This window comes from Colwellia sp. 6M3 (assembly GCF_014077595.1).
GTDB lineage: Bacteria > Pseudomonadota > Gammaproteobacteria > Enterobacterales > Alteromonadaceae > Cognaticolwellia.
The window spans coordinates 22,816-38,696 of sequence record NZ_JACGWF010000037.1 but is presented as its reverse complement, the minus strand read 5'-3'; the positions used below and the strand labels follow the sequence as shown (position 1 = coordinate 38,696).

The 15,881-nt window shown below is 37.4% G+C and carries 15 protein-coding genes; 10 read left to right on the top strand and 5 right to left on the bottom strand.

The window, feature by feature from the left end; translation table 11 throughout:
• Window positions 1-184 precede the first annotated feature (184 nt).
• Genes H4J50_RS09985 through H4J50_RS09975 form a run of 3 tightly spaced genes read left to right on the top strand, consistent with a single transcriptional unit; the run spans window position 185 to window position 3,377 of the window.
• The gene (locus H4J50_RS09985) at window positions 185-457 is read left to right on the top strand and encodes an OadG family protein (RefSeq protein ID WP_108456906.1); all 273 of its coding nucleotides are present in this window, start codon (window positions 185-187) and stop codon (window positions 455-457) included.
• Window positions 458-465: 8 nt separating this feature from the next.
• Complete coding sequence (gene oadA, locus H4J50_RS09980; protein ID WP_108456905.1) at window positions 466-2,241, top strand: sodium-extruding oxaloacetate decarboxylase subunit alpha; 1,776 nt, start codon at window positions 466-468, stop codon at window positions 2,239-2,241.
• 8 nt (window positions 2,242-2,249) lie between these two features.
• Window positions 2,250-3,377 carry a sodium ion-translocating decarboxylase subunit beta gene (locus H4J50_RS09975; protein ID WP_108456904.1) on the top strand — a complete coding sequence of 376 codons (1,128 nt, stop codon included), beginning with the start codon at window positions 2,250-2,252 and terminating at the stop codon, window positions 3,375-3,377.
• Between the two features lie 91 nt (window positions 3,378-3,468).
• On the opposite strand, the gene pdxH is transcribed toward H4J50_RS09975, so the two are convergent.
• Complete coding sequence (pdxH, locus tag H4J50_RS09970; protein WP_182256092.1) at window positions 3,469-4,122, bottom strand: pyridoxamine 5'-phosphate oxidase; 654 nt, start codon at window positions 4,120-4,122, stop codon at window positions 3,469-3,471.
• A 145-nt stretch (window positions 4,123-4,267) separates the two neighbouring features.
• Window positions 4,268-4,459 (bottom strand): PA3496 family putative envelope integrity protein, encoded by a 192-nt coding sequence (locus H4J50_RS09965; protein ID WP_182256090.1) that lies wholly within the window; start codon window positions 4,457-4,459, stop codon window positions 4,268-4,270.
• A 423-nt stretch (window positions 4,460-4,882) separates the two neighbouring features.
• Here H4J50_RS09965 and H4J50_RS09960 point away from each other — a divergent pair, with 423 nt between their 5' ends.
• On the top strand, window positions 4,883-7,138 hold the full coding sequence (locus tag H4J50_RS09960) for a tRNA(Met) cytidine acetyltransferase TmcA (protein ID WP_182256088.1): 2,256 nt from the start codon (window positions 4,883-4,885) through the stop codon (window positions 7,136-7,138).
• A 30-nt stretch (window positions 7,139-7,168) separates the two neighbouring features.
• On the opposite strand, the gene H4J50_RS09955 is transcribed toward H4J50_RS09960, so the two are convergent.
• Both H4J50_RS09955 and H4J50_RS09950 read right to left on the bottom strand, forming a co-directional pair.
• The gene (locus H4J50_RS09955; protein ID WP_182256086.1) at window positions 7,169-7,390 is read right to left on the bottom strand and encodes a hypothetical protein; all 222 of its coding nucleotides are present in this window, start codon (window positions 7,388-7,390) and stop codon (window positions 7,169-7,171) included.
• 1 nt (window position 7,391) lies between these two features.
• Entirely contained in the window at window positions 7,392-7,586 is a 195-nt protein-coding gene (locus H4J50_RS09950) for a hypothetical protein (RefSeq protein WP_182256084.1), read from the bottom strand.
• A gap of 167 nt (window positions 7,587-7,753) precedes the next feature.
• Here H4J50_RS09950 and H4J50_RS09945 point away from each other — a divergent pair, with 167 nt between their 5' ends.
• From H4J50_RS09945 to H4J50_RS09935, 3 genes are all read left to right on the top strand, one after another.
• Window positions 7,754-8,635, top strand: coding sequence for an ABC transporter ATP-binding protein (locus tag H4J50_RS09945; RefSeq protein WP_182256082.1), 882 nt, complete (start codon window positions 7,754-7,756; stop codon window positions 8,633-8,635).
• A gap of 4 nt (window positions 8,636-8,639) precedes the next feature.
• Window positions 8,640-9,644, top strand: a complete 1,005-nt coding sequence (locus H4J50_RS09940) for an ABC transporter permease (protein WP_182256080.1) — start codon at window positions 8,640-8,642, stop codon at window positions 9,642-9,644.
• 76 nt (window positions 9,645-9,720) lie between these two features.
• Window positions 9,721-10,152 (top strand): YbaN family protein, encoded by a 432-nt coding sequence (locus H4J50_RS09935; protein WP_182256078.1) that lies wholly within the window; start codon window positions 9,721-9,723, stop codon window positions 10,150-10,152.
• On the opposite strand, the gene H4J50_RS09930 is transcribed toward H4J50_RS09935, so the two are convergent.
• Window positions 10,149-10,727, bottom strand: coding sequence for a DUF4202 domain-containing protein (locus H4J50_RS09930; protein WP_182256076.1), 579 nt, complete (start codon window positions 10,725-10,727; stop codon window positions 10,149-10,151). The two genes, H4J50_RS09935 and H4J50_RS09930, sit on opposite strands and share 4 nt — an antisense overlap.
• Window positions 10,728-10,977: 250 nt before the next feature.
• Between H4J50_RS09930 and H4J50_RS09925 the strand changes: the two genes are divergently transcribed.
• From H4J50_RS09925 to H4J50_RS09915, 3 genes are all read left to right on the top strand, one after another.
• Window positions 10,978-12,615, top strand: coding sequence for a CTP synthase (locus H4J50_RS09925; RefSeq protein WP_108456894.1), 1,638 nt, complete (start codon window positions 10,978-10,980; stop codon window positions 12,613-12,615).
• 136 nt (window positions 12,616-12,751) lie between these two features.
• Window positions 12,752-14,050: a phosphopyruvate hydratase gene (gene eno / locus H4J50_RS09920; protein WP_182256074.1), complete on the top strand. Its 1,299-nt coding sequence runs from the start codon at window positions 12,752-12,754 to the stop codon at window positions 14,048-14,050.
• Between the two features lie 605 nt (window positions 14,051-14,655).
• Window positions 14,656-15,879, top strand: coding sequence for an ABC transporter substrate-binding protein (locus H4J50_RS09915; RefSeq protein WP_182256072.1), 1,224 nt, complete (start codon window positions 14,656-14,658; stop codon window positions 15,877-15,879).
• Window positions 15,880-15,881 lie beyond the last annotated feature (2 nt).

The following is a 15,881-nucleotide window of genomic DNA, read 5'->3' as shown; positions in this document are numbered from 1 at the left end:
GTATACAATCATTCTTATATTCCATATTGTATAAAATCACATTCAAAAAAAACTAATAATAGCTTGTTTTTTAACCTATATTGGCTTGACATCACTTTATTTTATCAATTTGTAAGAATTTGTTTGCTTTTTACACATTGGAGTGATTATTCTAATTATATAAATATTACTTGAGAGTATAAAAATGGAAAATCTTCAGCAGTTATTTATTGAAGCGGGTACTTTAATGTTATCCGGAATGGTCTTTGTATTTGCCTTTTTAGGCTTATTGATTGTTTTTATCAAGGTTGTGCTTGTTAGATTGGCAAATAAATATCCTGATGCCATTGTTGAAAGCAGAAGTTCAAGTAAAAGAAATAATAAAAAACAAGACGGTAAAAATGTTTCACCGGCAGTTGTCGCAGCAATATCTTCTGCTGTTACTCAATATCGTCAACAACATTCAGCACAGAAATAGGAAAAGTCATGACTAAGCCCCTTGGAATTACTGAAGTCGTATTACGCGACGGCCACCAATCATTGCTCGCAACACGTTTGCGTTTGGAAGACATGTTACCCATTGCTGCGAAAATGGATGAAATTGGATATTGGTCAATAGAGTCTTGGGGTGGTGCAACGTTTGATTCTTGTATTCGCTATCTTGGTGAAGATCCTTGGGAACGTATTCGTGCGCTTAAAAAGGCGATGCCGAAAACGAAACAACAAATGCTGTTTCGTGGTCAAAATATCTTAGGTTACCGTCACTATGCTGATGATGTAGTAGAAAAATTTGTTGAGCGTGCACATGTAAATGGTATTGATGTTTTTAGAATATTTGATGCAATGAACGATGTACGTAACTTAGAAACCTCAATTAAAGCCGCTGTTAAAGTTGGTGCTCATGCACAAGGCACATTAAGTTATACCGAAAGCCCAGTTCATACCCTTGAGGGCTGGCTAACGATGGCTAAACAGCTTGAAGATATGGGCGCACACTCTTTGTGTATTAAAGATATGGCTGGCTTATTAAAGCCTTACGATGCTGCTGAGTTGATCGGGCGTTTGAAAGAGACAGTATCTTTGCCTATCGCTTTGCATTGTCATGCCACTACAGGACTAAGTGTCGCTACACACATGAAAGCTATCGATGCGGATATTGACGTAATTGATACTGCTATCTCTTCAATGAGTATGACTTACGGTCACTCGCCGACAGAAACAATTGTTTCTATTGTTGAAGGTACACAACGTGATACTGGCCTAGATATGGTTAAGTTAGCTGAAGTTGCAGCTTATTTTCGTGATGTTCGCGAAAAGTATGCGCAATTTGAAGGTAGTTTACGTGGTGTTGATGCGCGCATTTTGCTCGCACAAGTACCTGGTGGCATGTTAACCAACATGGAAAGCCAATTAAAAGAGCAAGGTGCAGCAGATAAACTTGATGAAGTGTTAACCGAAATTCCAAAAGTGCGTAAAGAACTTGGTTATATTCCTTTAGTAACACCTACTTCTCAAATTGTAGGCACGCAAGCGGTATTGAATGTCCTTACCGGTGAGCGCTATAAGTCAATTACTAAAGAAACTGCCGGGGTATTAAAAGGTGAATATGGTAAGACTGCAGCACCTGTTGATGCCGAGCTACAAGCACGAGTGCTTGATGGCAAAGAAGCTATTACCTGTCGTCCAGCAGACTTACTTGATCCAGAATTAGACAAGCTGTCTGTTGAGCTACAAGAGATTGCGGTTGAGAAGAATATCACCTTAGCTGAAGACACTATTGACGATGTATTAACTTATGCGTTGTTTCCGCAAATAGGGCTTAAATTTTTAGAAAATCGCAATAACCCTGATGCTTTTGAACCTGCTCCTACAAAACCTGTAGCTAAAGATGCATCTACATCCGCTCCTGTGGCTAATTCAGCAAACACAGGTCCTGAAAGTTATGCAGTCAGTGTTGACGGTAAGGTTTATGATGTCGTTGTAGCACCAGGTGGTTCGATAGAGAATATTCAACAAACCAAATCTGCTCCAGCACCAAGCGCTAGCGGTGGAGAAGCTTTAAAGGCTCCATTAGCCGGTAATATATTTAAAGTGTTGGTTAATGAAGGTGACGACGTTGAAGAAGGTGAAGTTGTTCTTATTATGGAAGCCATGAAAATGGAAACTGAAATCAGAGCTACAAAAGCCGGTGAAATATCGTCTATTCATGCCAGAGAAGGTGACTCAGTTGCTGTTGGCGATATATTGTTAAGCTTAGTCTAGGAAACTCGATGGAATCTTTAAAATTATTGTGGATGTCCACAGGCCTAGCAAACTTTGAGTTAGGCCAAGTGATCATGATGCTTGTTGGTTGTGGTTTACTTTATTTAGCTATTGCCCGTAACTTTGAGCCGCTTTTATTAGTGCCTATGGGCTTTGGTGCTATTTTAACTAATATTCCCGTAGCTGGCTTTTCTGAGGTTGGTGGTTTGCTGCATTATATTTACTATGCAGGGATCGACACAGGCATATTTCCTTTACTCATTTTTATGGGTGTTGGCGCCATGACCGACTTTGGCGCACTTATAGCTAACCCAAAAACATTGCTATTAGGTGCCGCCGCACAGTTTGGTATTTTCGCGACTTTATTTGGTGCAATAGCGTTAAATTTTGTTGGCTTAGAGTTTTCGATGAAAGATGCTTCTGCTATCGCTATTATTGGTGGAGCAGATGGTCCAACCGCAATATTTTTAGCGTCAAAACTTGCGCCTGAATTACTCGGTGCTATTGCTGTAGCCGCTTATTCTTATATGGCGTTAGTTCCTATTATTCAACCGCCGATTATGCGAGCGTTAACAACTGAAAGTGAACGTAAAATAGAAATGGCGCAGTTACGACATGTCACCAAAGTTGAGAAAATTATATTCCCGCTTGGCGTGTTATTAATGACAATATTTTTCTTACCTGCGGCAACGCCTTTAGTTGGTATGTTCTGTTTAGGTAATTTGATGCGCGAATGTGGTGTGGTCGATCGTCTAAGTTCAACAGCACAGAATGAGCTTATTAATATTGTAACGATATTTTTAGGTCTTGGTGTTGGCTCAAAGTTAAGCGCAGATCAATTTTTGAATGCAAAAACCTTAGGCATTTTAGCATTGGGCGCCGTAGCATTCTCTATTGGTACAGCCGCCGGTGTGTTGATGGCAAAATTAATGAATAAGGTATCAAAAGAAAAAGTTAATCCACTTATTGGTGCCGCAGGTGTGTCAGCGGTGCCTATGGCGGCTCGTGTAGCAAATAAGGTTGGTTTAGAATCTAATCCGCATAACTTCTTGTTAATGCATGCTATGGGACCAAACGTAGCGGGTGTATTAGGCTCAGCGGTAGCGGCAGGTATTTTGTTAGCGCTAGTCGGCTAATCTAAGGTTTAAAAATCATGTACAAAAAAGGGAAGCATTGCTTCCCTTTTTTTTATCTCAACATTTAGCCCTTACGCTGGCTTTGAATCAATTATGGCTGCAACTTGAAGTTATCCCAACCCGTTGTACTTTTCTCAAAACAAACACGGTCATGTAAGCGACTGGCACGGCCTTGCCAAAATTCAATGAAATTGGGCTTTATACGCCAACCACCCCAAAATTCTGGTAATGGCACTTCCTTACCAGCAAACTTTTTCGTGTAGTAATCAACACTCTCAGCTAACGCTGTGTCACTCTGAATTTTGTTACTTTGTTTTGAGGCCCAAGCACCTATTTGGCTGCCACGATCGCGGCTATGAAAATACTTGGCAGATTGTTCTGTACTGACTTTTTCCACACAACCTTCAATACGAATTTGGCGTTGGAGTACATTCCAATGAAACAACAAAGCAATTTTGTCATTTTTATTTAGCTCTTGGCTCTTTCTACTCGCGTAATTTGTATAGAAAATAAACCCGTCTTGATCATATTCTTTAAGCAGTACCATGCGCGAGCTAGGTTGACCGTCTTTACTTACGCTACTAACTGACATTGCTTCAGGCAATAAAATGCCAGATTTATTGGCCTCGTCAAACCAGAGCTTAAATAATGAGAAGGGATCAGCATTATTATCAATAACAGGAAGCGGTAAGGCAACGCCTTGACCAAACGTTAATAAACAGCGCAATTTTTCAAATAAAGTCATTGTGAAAGTATTCTACGTAGCGAAAATATTAATTTAATAATAGCAGTTTTTGATAACGAACAGATAGTTAGCTATTAAATATATTGGATAAATTCTGCAAGATTTTTACATAAGTAATGCTTTACATAAGGATAAAATCGACGTTTTAGAAGTCCCAATCATCGGCATCGTCTAATAAATCTTTTAGGCGTTTTTTTGCTAATAATTCTTCTATACGTTTTCTTACATCGCTATTATGTTTAGCTTTTTCACTTTTGGACAAGTCTTTTTCATATTGTTCTTGTTCTTCTTCTTGATCTACCTCAGGGGTATCTTCATCATTTAAATCATCGTTCATTTTTATACCTACGGCTATTACAGTATTCGCTGCAATTACAATAAATAGGGCCTATACCCAAAGGTGATAGCCAGTGTTAATATTTCAATGGTTTTTTGCTGCTATCATGCAAAATATTTTAAATTTTCGATATCTGAAAATTGACTGATTTATATTCATAATGCCAATTTTAAAAGCCAACTTCTGAAGGTGTGACCTTTTGAGCATGTTGAGATTAAATACAGTGGTTAATATTTTTAAAGTAGCCAACTAATGTCGGATTTTCCACTAATAATTTTTCCATTTCAATAAAAAACTAACTTAAGGTTACCCGTTGCTGATTTTTTATGCTTATTTACCAAGCCAAGTGATTTAGCTATGGTTATTGCTCTGATAGACTAGAGCCGTTGGTGGAAGCCAAGATATTTATTAAGGTTAAATTGAATGTTAAATGAAGGTTTTTATCACTGGTGCATACAGTTACAGCAACTTACTCAGGCTAAACGCTGGCGAAGCTTAATTGTTTTAGTGGGGGATGAAGTGTGGACCACTGGGCAGCTAGAAACATGTCACCGTGTTTTTATATCTGATCAATCGACCAAAGTTACGCTCAATAAACCGGGGCTTTTTTATGGTGATATTGACGATATTTATTTATCTTCGCAACTCACTCATGTTAACCGAAAAACTTACAATCAATATTTAGGTTCAGAACAAAGCCTCGTTGTTTTTACTGTAGATAATAATATCCCAAGTCAACTGGCTAATATTGAAAGTGACTTTGATGTTGATGCATTTGCTGCGCTTTCAGGTACTTTGGTGGCAGGAAGCTCCTTAGTACTGATAATTTCTCCATCTCAATTCAACACTAGCTTGTCAAAAGATTATTTTCTACAGCGCTTTATACAACAATTAGGTAAAGACAATTGTTATGTAATTAATCAAGAACAAGCGCTACTTCCCAAATTACTGACACTACAAGAACCTGCAACTTCTAGAGAAACCTCTATTAACGATGGAGAATTAGCAGCGGTTAAGTGCTTGAGCACTTTACCTTATGGTTGTATGACACAAGAACAAGTTTTAGCGGTTGAGGTTATGCTAAAAGTGCTATCAGGTCATCGAGATAGGCCCTTGGTATTAACGGCAGATCGCGGTCGAGGTAAATCTACCGCATTAGCACTGGCAGCATGTCAGATGTTAAAAAATGCTCAGCAACCTTTAAAAATTATAATTACTGCCGCCAGTAAGCAAGCACTAACGATATTTTTTCAACAAATAGCACAACACTTACCTACGGCAAAAGTTACTGCAACGCAGGTTGAGCATCCTAATGGTTGTATTACTTTTTACCCTATTGACCGGCTCCTTAAAGAGCAACCAGAAGCGAGTATTATATTGGTTGATGAAGCCGCAGCTATCCCAGTTTATCTGCTACAACAATTATTAAGCATCTATCATCGTTTAATTTTTTCTACCACTATTCATGGTTATGAAGGTGCAGGACGAGGCTTTAGTATTAAGTTTCGTCAGATTTTACAGCGCTTAATGCCTCATTGGCGCAATATGCATATTAACGAACCCGTTAGGTGGGCTATTGATGATCCTCTCGAGAAATTTATTTTCGATAGTTGTTTACTCAATGCACAATTGCCTACTTACAATCATGCATTAACATCAAATAAGTCAGGGGTAATGGTTGATGATAACTCAATAGACCCCAGTGCTTTTAATTTACCGTCTTCATTAAATATCGAACTGATTAGCGTCGAAACACTATTGAACAGTGAAGTCTTACTACAGCAAGTTTTTTCTGTGTTAGTTACTGCTCACTATCAAACTTCACCGAGCGATTTAAAACTGCTTTTGAATAACAGTGCAATTTCATTATTTGTGTTAAAACAAGAGAGTGACATCGTCGGTGTGGCTATGTTGATGCGAGAAGGCCAAGTTGATGAAATACTTGTTGAGCAGGTACTCGCAAATAAACGCCGTTTACGGGACCAATTTTTGCCTCAGTCATTAATGATGCATTGTGGTATAAAAACAAGCTTTAATTATAGCTATCAACGCGTTATGCGTATTGCTATTCATCCTGAAATTCAAGGGCAGGGCTTGGGTCAGTATTTTTTAAAATGTATTGAACAACATAGTGTTATGCAAAACATAGACTTTATCGGAGCAAGCTTTGCTGGAAACTCTGAGTTAGTTAAGTTTTGGCAGCAAGCAGGGTTTAGCTTAGCGCGAGTTGGTTTTAGCAAAGATAAAGCGAGTGGAGAGCACTCCTGTTTGGTTACCAAAGCATTAACGCCTAATGCTAAAAATTTGCAGCATGCATTTACCGAACAGTTTTATCTGCAACTCAGTTACTGGTTAACTGACGAATTTAAGGACATGCCAGCTAAACTAGTTTGGCAGTTACTTAACGGCAATACTGAACTGAAAAGGTTAGAATTTACGCCTGAATTAGCTGAGACCCTTAATGATTTTACTAGCGGCCAAAGGCAGTTCAGTAGTTGTATTTATGCCTTACATCGTTGGTTAATAAGTCATTTAACAGAAGATTTCGATGCTGGTGTACTGCCATTAATAGCCAGGATCTTACAAAAACATAGCATAGAGCAAGTGTGTAAACAGTATAGCTTTACCGGTAAAAAATCATTAAATCAGCATCTAATTCACTATATTAGTTTGCATTAACTTTAAATAAATCTAGCGTTATCAATGTATTCATACGGTATGATAGCGCCATTGCCAATACATTTGCATTTTATGATAACGACAATGGCAATCTGCTAGTAGATCAAAGTCTTCATGTTCAATAATGGCATTGATGCCAACACATATTGTTTCGAGCGATTTTTTATTAGCTGATGCGTTATAGCGTTGGATAAACACTTGCAACAAAGACTCAAGAGAGTATATATCTGCTGCCTTAAATTTAGTTATCATCCTATAGCCCTACCTTATTAAAATTAGTACTTAAGTTAAGTAAAGATTGCCACAACGTTTTTCGAGCGTTGTTATCAAGACATATACAATCATTACCCACTAATGCGCCAGAGCTGATTAACTGTGCTAATAAAACTGAAGGTATTTCAACTCGCACTTTACCGGCACACCCTTCGGTTACTTGTCTAAATCCCATGATTGTTCCTTATTATTTGTGACTTGATAGGCTTGGTAAAAACAATAATAGATAAAACAAGTAAATGCAAATGATAATTGTTATCATTTGTGTTGTGTGTGGTTTTTCTAGTATTAATAATCGTAATGTATCGTTAGAATACAGCATAGGTATTATTGAGGTGTGCTATGCAAGAAGTCATTCGCGTTGAAAACTTAACCAAAAGTTATAAAGATGTTGTTGCGGTAGACAATATTAATTTTGCTATTCAAAAAGGCCATTGCTTTGGTTTACTCGGGCCAAATGGTGCCGGTAAAACGACAACAATAGAGATAATGGAAGGCATTATTAAAGCGACTAAAGGTCAAGTTTACTATTACGATAAACCTATTGATGACTCAATGTCACAACAAATAGGTATTCAATTTCAGCACACCGCTTTACAAGACTTTCTTACCGTTAAAGAAACTTTAAATTTATTTACTTCTTTTTATCAACATACGGTGCCACACGAAGATCTTATTGAATTATGTGATTTAAGTGAGTTTTTAAATCGTGATAACCGCTTATTGTCTGGTGGACAGCGACAACGGCTATTATTGGCGTTGGCTTTAATTAACGATCCAGACATTGTTTTTCTCGATGAACCAACCACAGGGTTAGACCCTCAAGCACGGCGAAATTTTTGGCAATTAATTAAAAATATTAAGGCCAGAGATAAAACCGTGGTGTTAACCACACATTATATGGACGAAGCTCAACAACTATGTGACGACGTGCTTATTATGGATCATGGTCAAGTTATTGCCCGCGGCACACCAAGGCAGTTACTCAATGAACATTTTAATGAAGTGTTTATTTATTTACCTGCAGAGAAAATACCACAAGAGCTTTGTGTGCAATTTAACTGGCAAGTTAACGAGCAACAGGTTGAAATTACCACAACTGATGTTGAAGCCACTATTGCCTTATTATTAGCACAGAATATTTCACTTTCGGGCTTACATGTTAAGTCGCCTAATTTAGATGACTTATTTTTAAAATTAACTGGCCACTCATTAAGGGATTAATTAGATGAATTTTTCACGTTTCTTTGCCGTATTTAAAGCACGAAATATTGAATTTTTTCGTGATCGCTCTTCATTGGGGTGGAATTTAATATTTCCGGTATTAATGTTAGTCGGTTTGTCATTTATTTTCTCAGGTGACGGCCGTGCAATTTATAAAGTCGGTGTAATAGATTTAGCACAAAGCCAATCGAGCTTTCTCGAAACCAAATATATTAGTTTTATTGATTATCAAGAGGTGACATCTGCAAAAGTTAAGCTAGAGCAGCATAGTATAGATTTACTGATTGATTTTAATGGACAAAAATATTGGGTAAACCAAGGCGCGCCGAATAGTTATTTAGTTGAAAAAATATTGTTGAGTGATCATAAAGATTATCAACGGATAGAAACTCAAGGCAAAAAAATTCGCTACATAGATTGGGTACTACCGGGTATTTTAGGCATGAATATGATGTTTAGTTGCTTGTTTGGTGTAGGTTATGTCATTGTTCGGTATCGTAAAAATGCAGTTTTAAAGCGCTTAAAAGCTACGCCATTGTCTGCGCTTGAATTTGTTTCTGCGCAACTATTTTCACGCTTATTTATTGTTATGTTTTTATCGTCAGTAGTCTATATCGGTTGTAACTTGTTCTTTGATTTTTACATGCTGGGTAGCTATTTTGATTTAATTATTATCGCAATATTAGGCGCATTTAGTTTAATAACCTTAGGATTGTTGGTCGCTAGTCGAAGTAAAAGTGAGGAATTAATTGGCGGGTTATTAAATTTAAGTTCTTGGCCAATGATGTTGTTGTCTGGCGTTTGGTTTAGCCTAGAAGGTGCCCCTAATGCTGTAAAAGTGTTTGCCGAATTTTTACCTTTAACCCATTTGGTTGCAGGTGCTCGTAAAATAATAACTGAAGGTGCCACATTAGCGGATATTAGTTACCACGTAACAGTTTTGATGATAATGAGTGCAGTATTTCTAAGTTTAGGGGCTTATTTATTTAGCTGGAATACTGAGAGATAGCGTAAGGTGATGTTAGGTAGTCATAAGTAATATATGGTTTTGTTAGGATTATTGAGCAAGGGTACTACGTAAGGTTATGTTTTTAAAAATAGTAGGAATACTCTTTGTTGCCTTAGCGTTTATGGGTGTTTTTTTACCTTTATTACCTACGACGCCATTTTTATTGGTGGCAGCAGCATGTTTTGCTAAATCGTCTCCACGACTGCATAGCATGCTGTTATCAAATAAAATTTTTGGACCGATGATTTATCATTGGCAAAAAACGCGCAGTATACCGCAAAGGGCAAAGGTACTTGCTTTGTTGTCTATGGTGCTTGCGGTGTTGTGGTCTGTTTATATTTTACCTTCAATATGGTCAAAGGCTTTAGTGGTTGCTTTAGTTGCTTGGCCTTTTGTTTTTATCTGTCGTTTACCTAACGCAGAAAAACAAAAGACAGCGTTATTGTTAAGTGAAGCGCCTGACAATAGCGCCTCAAAAATAACCGTTAAAAACCGTAAAAATCTCTAAGCTAAAGCTTTGCCAACTAATGTTGCTAAATGTGGTGGTAGCGATAAAGTCAGAGCTATTTCTTGGCCTTGTGCTGACATTTTTCGCCAAGTTAATTGCACAATACGAATGATTTTTTCTTCATTATGTTTGGCAGCAAACTCATCAAAATAGAATTGCAAAAACACTAAACACGCTACGTCTTCTAATGTTTGGCTTTCACTGTTCGATTTTAAGTTTTCTTTGCGGATGATTGCTGCTGTTATATCAGAAGCTTGCTCACTGTAGCCTTGCTCTAGCATTAGTGACTTAGCTGTCGCTGCATGGAAAATACCTAATTCTTTACGCCAAGTTAAATAGCCTTTTTTACCAATGGCGAAGTCAGTTCGCTTTAAATGCCAGCGCTTTACATGTTGTGCACGAACAGCAATTTGTAAATGTTCGCTGGCATTAGGCCAGTACTTGTCCAAACAAGCTGACATATATTGACCATACAATAACTCTTTTGGGTGGCTAATACCGTCAACTAAGGTTGTGTTGGTATCTGCCGAATTTATATTGTCGATAGCGAGTAAGACATTTTCTAATTGAGTCATAGTGTGATCTATTTTTAATTAATATAAAGTGGAAAGTATTAGTTTACCCCGTTTTTCAATAGTTACAATAAAGCTTTAGGTGCAATATTGACTATTTTAGTGAAAATTTGTTCAACTAGATGCATTGATCTTATTGTCGTACACATGCCTTTTCAGTATAATGCTTTCCCGTCCTACTAAATTCATTTGTTTGCCAAAAACCAAATCAATTTAGTGCAAAATTTCTGTTTTTCCTGACTCTGGGTATCGCATGACAACTAGATATATTTTTGTTACTGGCGGCGTTGTATCGTCTCTTGGTAAAGGTATTGCTGCAGCATCACTAGCGGCAATTCTCGAAGCACGTGGTTTAAAAGTTACCATGCTAAAACTTGACCCTTATATTAATGTTGATCCGGGCACTATGAGCCCCATTCAACATGGTGAGGTTTTTGTGACTGAAGATGGTGCAGAGACAGATCTCGATTTGGGTCATTACGAACGCTTTATTCGTACCAAAATGACCAAGCTTAATAACTTTACTACCGGCCGTATCTATCAAGATATTTTGGCACGTGAACGTAAAGGTGAATTTTTAGGTGCTACTATTCAAGTTATTCCTCATATTACTAACGACATTAAACGTCGTGTTATTGAGGGAGCTGAAGGCTACGATATCGCTATGGTCGAAATTGGCGGTACGGTTGGTGATATTGAATCACAACCATTCCTCGAAGCTATTCGCCAACTAGGTGTAGAGTTAGGTCGTGAACGTGCAATGTTTATGCACTTAACGTTAGTACCTTATATTGCTGCAGCTGGCGAAATTAAAACTAAACCAACACAGCATTCTGTTAAAGAGCTTCGTTCAATTGGTATTTTCCCAGATATTTTAGTTTGTCGTAGTGAACGTGCTATTCCTGCGAATGAACGCGCTAAAATATCGCTATTTACTAATGTAGAAGGTAAAGCGGTTATTTCACTGCGTGATGTTGACTCTATATATAAAGTGCCAGCGTTGCTAAAAGCACAAGGTGCTGATGAGCTTGTAGTGAAGCGCTTTGGTTTAGATGTGCCAGAAGCTGACTTATCTGATTGGGAACAAGTGCTTTACAAAGAAGCTAATCCGTCAGGCGAAGTTGTTATCGGTATGGTGGGTAAATACACTGAATTACCGGATGCTTACAAATCAGTAAACGAAGCGTTGAAACATGCAGGCATTAAAAACCAAGTAAAAGTTAAAATTCAATATATTGATTCACAAGACGTTGAGTCTAAAGGTGTTGAAGTATTTAAAGATTTAGATGCTATTTTAGTGCCTGGTGGTTTCGGTGAACGTGGTGTTGAAGGTAAAATTTTAACGGCACAATATGCCCGTGAAAACAAAATACCTTATTTAGGTATTTGTTTAGGTATGCAAGTCGCATTGATTGATTTTGCTCGCAACGTGGCTGGCTTAACTGATGCACACAGCACTGAATTTAATGCTGAAACACCGCACCCAGTCGTTGGTTTAATTAACGAATGGTTAGATGAAGAAGGTAAAGTTGAGTACCGCAATGCCCAATCTGACTTAGGCGGCACCATGCGTTTAGGCTCACAATTGTGCCACATTGTGAAAGGTACCAAAGCATATGACGTATATGGTAGTGAAACAATTTATGAGAGACACCGTCATCGTTTTGAGGTAAATAATAACTACCGTGAGCAATTAAGCAAAGCTGGCTTAGTGTTTTCGGGATTATCTACAGATAAAACATTAGTTGAGGTGATAGAAAATCCAAATCATCCTTGGTTTATTGCTGGGCAATTTCATCCTGAGTTTAATTCAACTCCTCGCGATGGTCACCCGCTTTTTGCTGGCTTTATTGCTGCCGCTTTTGAGCATCAAAAGCAGCAATCAAGTTAAACCGAACTAATGAGAACCGTAGCTAATTGCTGCGGTTTTTTTTTATAATATTTAGCTTTAATGCTAAATATTTTTAACAAATTTAATTTAATGTTTATAACCTGCCGTGTGCAGCTAGTAAGGAATAGGGAATATAATGTCGAATATTAATAAAATTATCGCTCGCGAAATCATGGATTCTCGTGGTAACCCAACAATTGAAGCTGATGTTTTTCTAGAATCTGGTGCTTGGGGTCGAGCTGCAGCTCCTTCTGGCGCATCAACAGGCTCTCGTGAAGCTCTTGAATTGCGTGACGGTGATAAATCACGTTATTTAGGTAAAGGGGTTTTAAAAGCCGTTGCTGCTGTTAACAATAACATTGCAAGCGCGCTAATAGGTCAAAGTGCTTTAGATCAAGCTAACATCGATCAAATCATGATTGATTTAGATGGCACAGAAAATAAAGAAACTTTTGGTGCAAATGCGATTCTTGCCGTTTCATTAGCAAATGCAAAAGCAGCCGCAATGGACAAGAAAGTTCAATTATTTGAACACATTGCAGACCTTAACGGTACACCGGGTCAGTACTCATTACCTTTGCCTATGATGAATATCATCAATGGTGGTGAGCACGCAGACAACAACGTAGATATTCAAGAGTTTATGGTGCAACCTGTTGGCGCTAAAAGCTTTTCAGAAGCACTACGTATGGGCGCTGAAATCTTCCATGCACTTAAAAAAGTATTATCTGCAAAAGGCTTAAATACTGCTGTAGGTGACGAAGGTGGTTTTGCCCCTGATTTAGCGTCTAATGCAGATGCATTAGCAGTAATAAAAGAAGCAGTTGCAGCGGCGGGTTACGAATTAGGTAAAGATGTAACGTTAGCGATGGATTGTGCTGCTTCTGAATTTTATGATGCAGACAAAGGTATTTATGATCTTAAAGGTGAAGGCAAGCAATTCACCGCTAACGAATTTTCCGACTTCTTAGCAACGCTTTGTGAACAATACCCAATTGTTTCAATTGAAGATGGCTTAGACGAGTCAGACTGGGATGGTTTTGCATACCAAACTAAATTATTAGGCGATAAAGTTCAAATCGTTGGTGATGATTTATTCGTAACTAATACTAAAATTTTAGCGCGTGGTATTGAACAAGGTATCGGTAACTCAATCTTAATCAAGTTCAACCAAATTGGTACGTTAACAGAAACATTAGCCGCTATTAGAATGGCAAAAGAGGCTGGTTTTACTGCTGTTATTTCTCATCGTTCAGGCGAAACTGAAGATTCAACTATTGCAGATTTAGCCGTAGGTACAGCCGCTGGCCAAATCAAAACTGGTTCACTTTGTCGTTCTGACCGTGTTTCTAAGTATAACCAATTGTTACGTATTGAAGAGTTCCTTGGTGATAAAGCTATATTTAATGGTTTATCAGAAGTTAAAGGACAGTAACAACAACTATTGCTGTGATGGCACTTTAGTTTTGTCAGTTTTATAGACGTGTAAATGTTGAACATCACTATGTTCTTCATTTGCACGTTATATCCAGTATTAATATAGCCACTCAACTGAGTGGCTTTTTTGTTTATGAGGCTGCGAAAAGTCAACTACTGCATACTAAGCACAAGTTTCAAAACACAACATGCTATCTAATGATTATCTATGTGAATTTTAAATAAATTGTAGGTGATGCTTGCATCTGTGATTACTAAATTATCGTTTATCTTAATTATTTGTTATTAATAAATTTTATACTATATTGTTGTTAAGTAACTGCTGTGTGAAAACAGCAAAATAGTATAAGTTGAAAATATGGACCGCTTGTCTTTAAAGTATCAAATTAAATAAAGGTATAGATATATTTAGTGTAAGCTAATAGCACAGAGGCTAGATTGCCTTAATATCTTAAGTCTGGAGACAGTTAGGAGAAAACTATAACTTAGTAAACAAGGATTGTTGATCTTAGAATATCTAATTTAACAAAAAAACTTCCCTTGGTCAGTGAAGTTGAATCAATACATTAGTTAGCATTAAATGACATTTTTACTGAGAGATAAATGAATAAAATAATTAAAAAATTTGTATTACTCTTATCATGCGTCATATTTTCTCTACAAGCAGAAGATAAAACTTTATATGTCTATCTTGACGCTGATCTTTCTAATCATAAAGAATCTTCACAAGCGATACAAAAAGGTATTGAAGTTGCTTTTAGTGATATTAATAACGAAATAGATGGTTATAAAATAGCGTTTAAATATTTAGATCATCGCGGTAATGTTATTAGAAGTAAACGTAATTACCAGGCTTTTCTTAAAGACCCTAATGCATTAGTTATTTACTCAGGTATTCATTCGCCTCCGTTGATAAAAAATAGAGATTTTATTAACGAAAATAAAGCTTTAACACTAGTGCCTTGGGCCGCTGCTGGATTTATCACACGTTATCCGTCAAAAGAGAATTGGATATTTAGGTTATCGATTGATGATAGTCGGGCGGGTTCAACTATTATTGATTACGCGATGACTCAGCAACAATGTAAAAAGCCACATTTGTTACTCGAAAAAACACCTTGGGGTGATGCAAATTTAAAAACCATGTCTGCAGCACTAAAAAGTCATGGTATTGAAAAACATGGGATATCACGCTTTAGTTGGAGCGTAAAAGCTAAAGGTGCAGCCATAGCAATCGATGAAATTGTTAATGCGAAAAGTGATTGTATCGTTTTAGTCAGTAATGCAGTTGAAGGTGCTGTAATCGTTAACGAGATGCTTAATCTGCCTAATGAAAAGCGCTTACCTATTGTTAGTCATTGGGGAGTTACCAGTGGTAACTTTCATGAAATTATTCCATATGAACGCCGTAAAGATTTGGAGTTAAACTTCATTCAATCTTGCTTTTCTTTTACTAACCCTCAACAAAGCCCATTTGCTAATGCTGTATTCTCGCAATTAGTTGCGCATTCAAAAGGTAAAATAACTGAACCCGCTGATCTAAAATCTGCTGTTGGCTTTATTCATGCTTACGATCTTACTCGGTTATTAATTCAAGCGATTAAACAAACAGGGCTTACGGGTAATATTGCCACAGACAGAAATGCTATACGTTTAGCACTAGAAAATATCGACAAACCAATCCAAGGCTTGATCAAAACTTATATAAAACCCTTTGCTGAATTTAATCTAGAAGCTAATAAGAATGCCCATGAAGCACTAAACCCAGATTCTTATTGTATGGGGTCATTTGGTAAAAATGATGAAATTTTGATTTCTCATGAGTAATT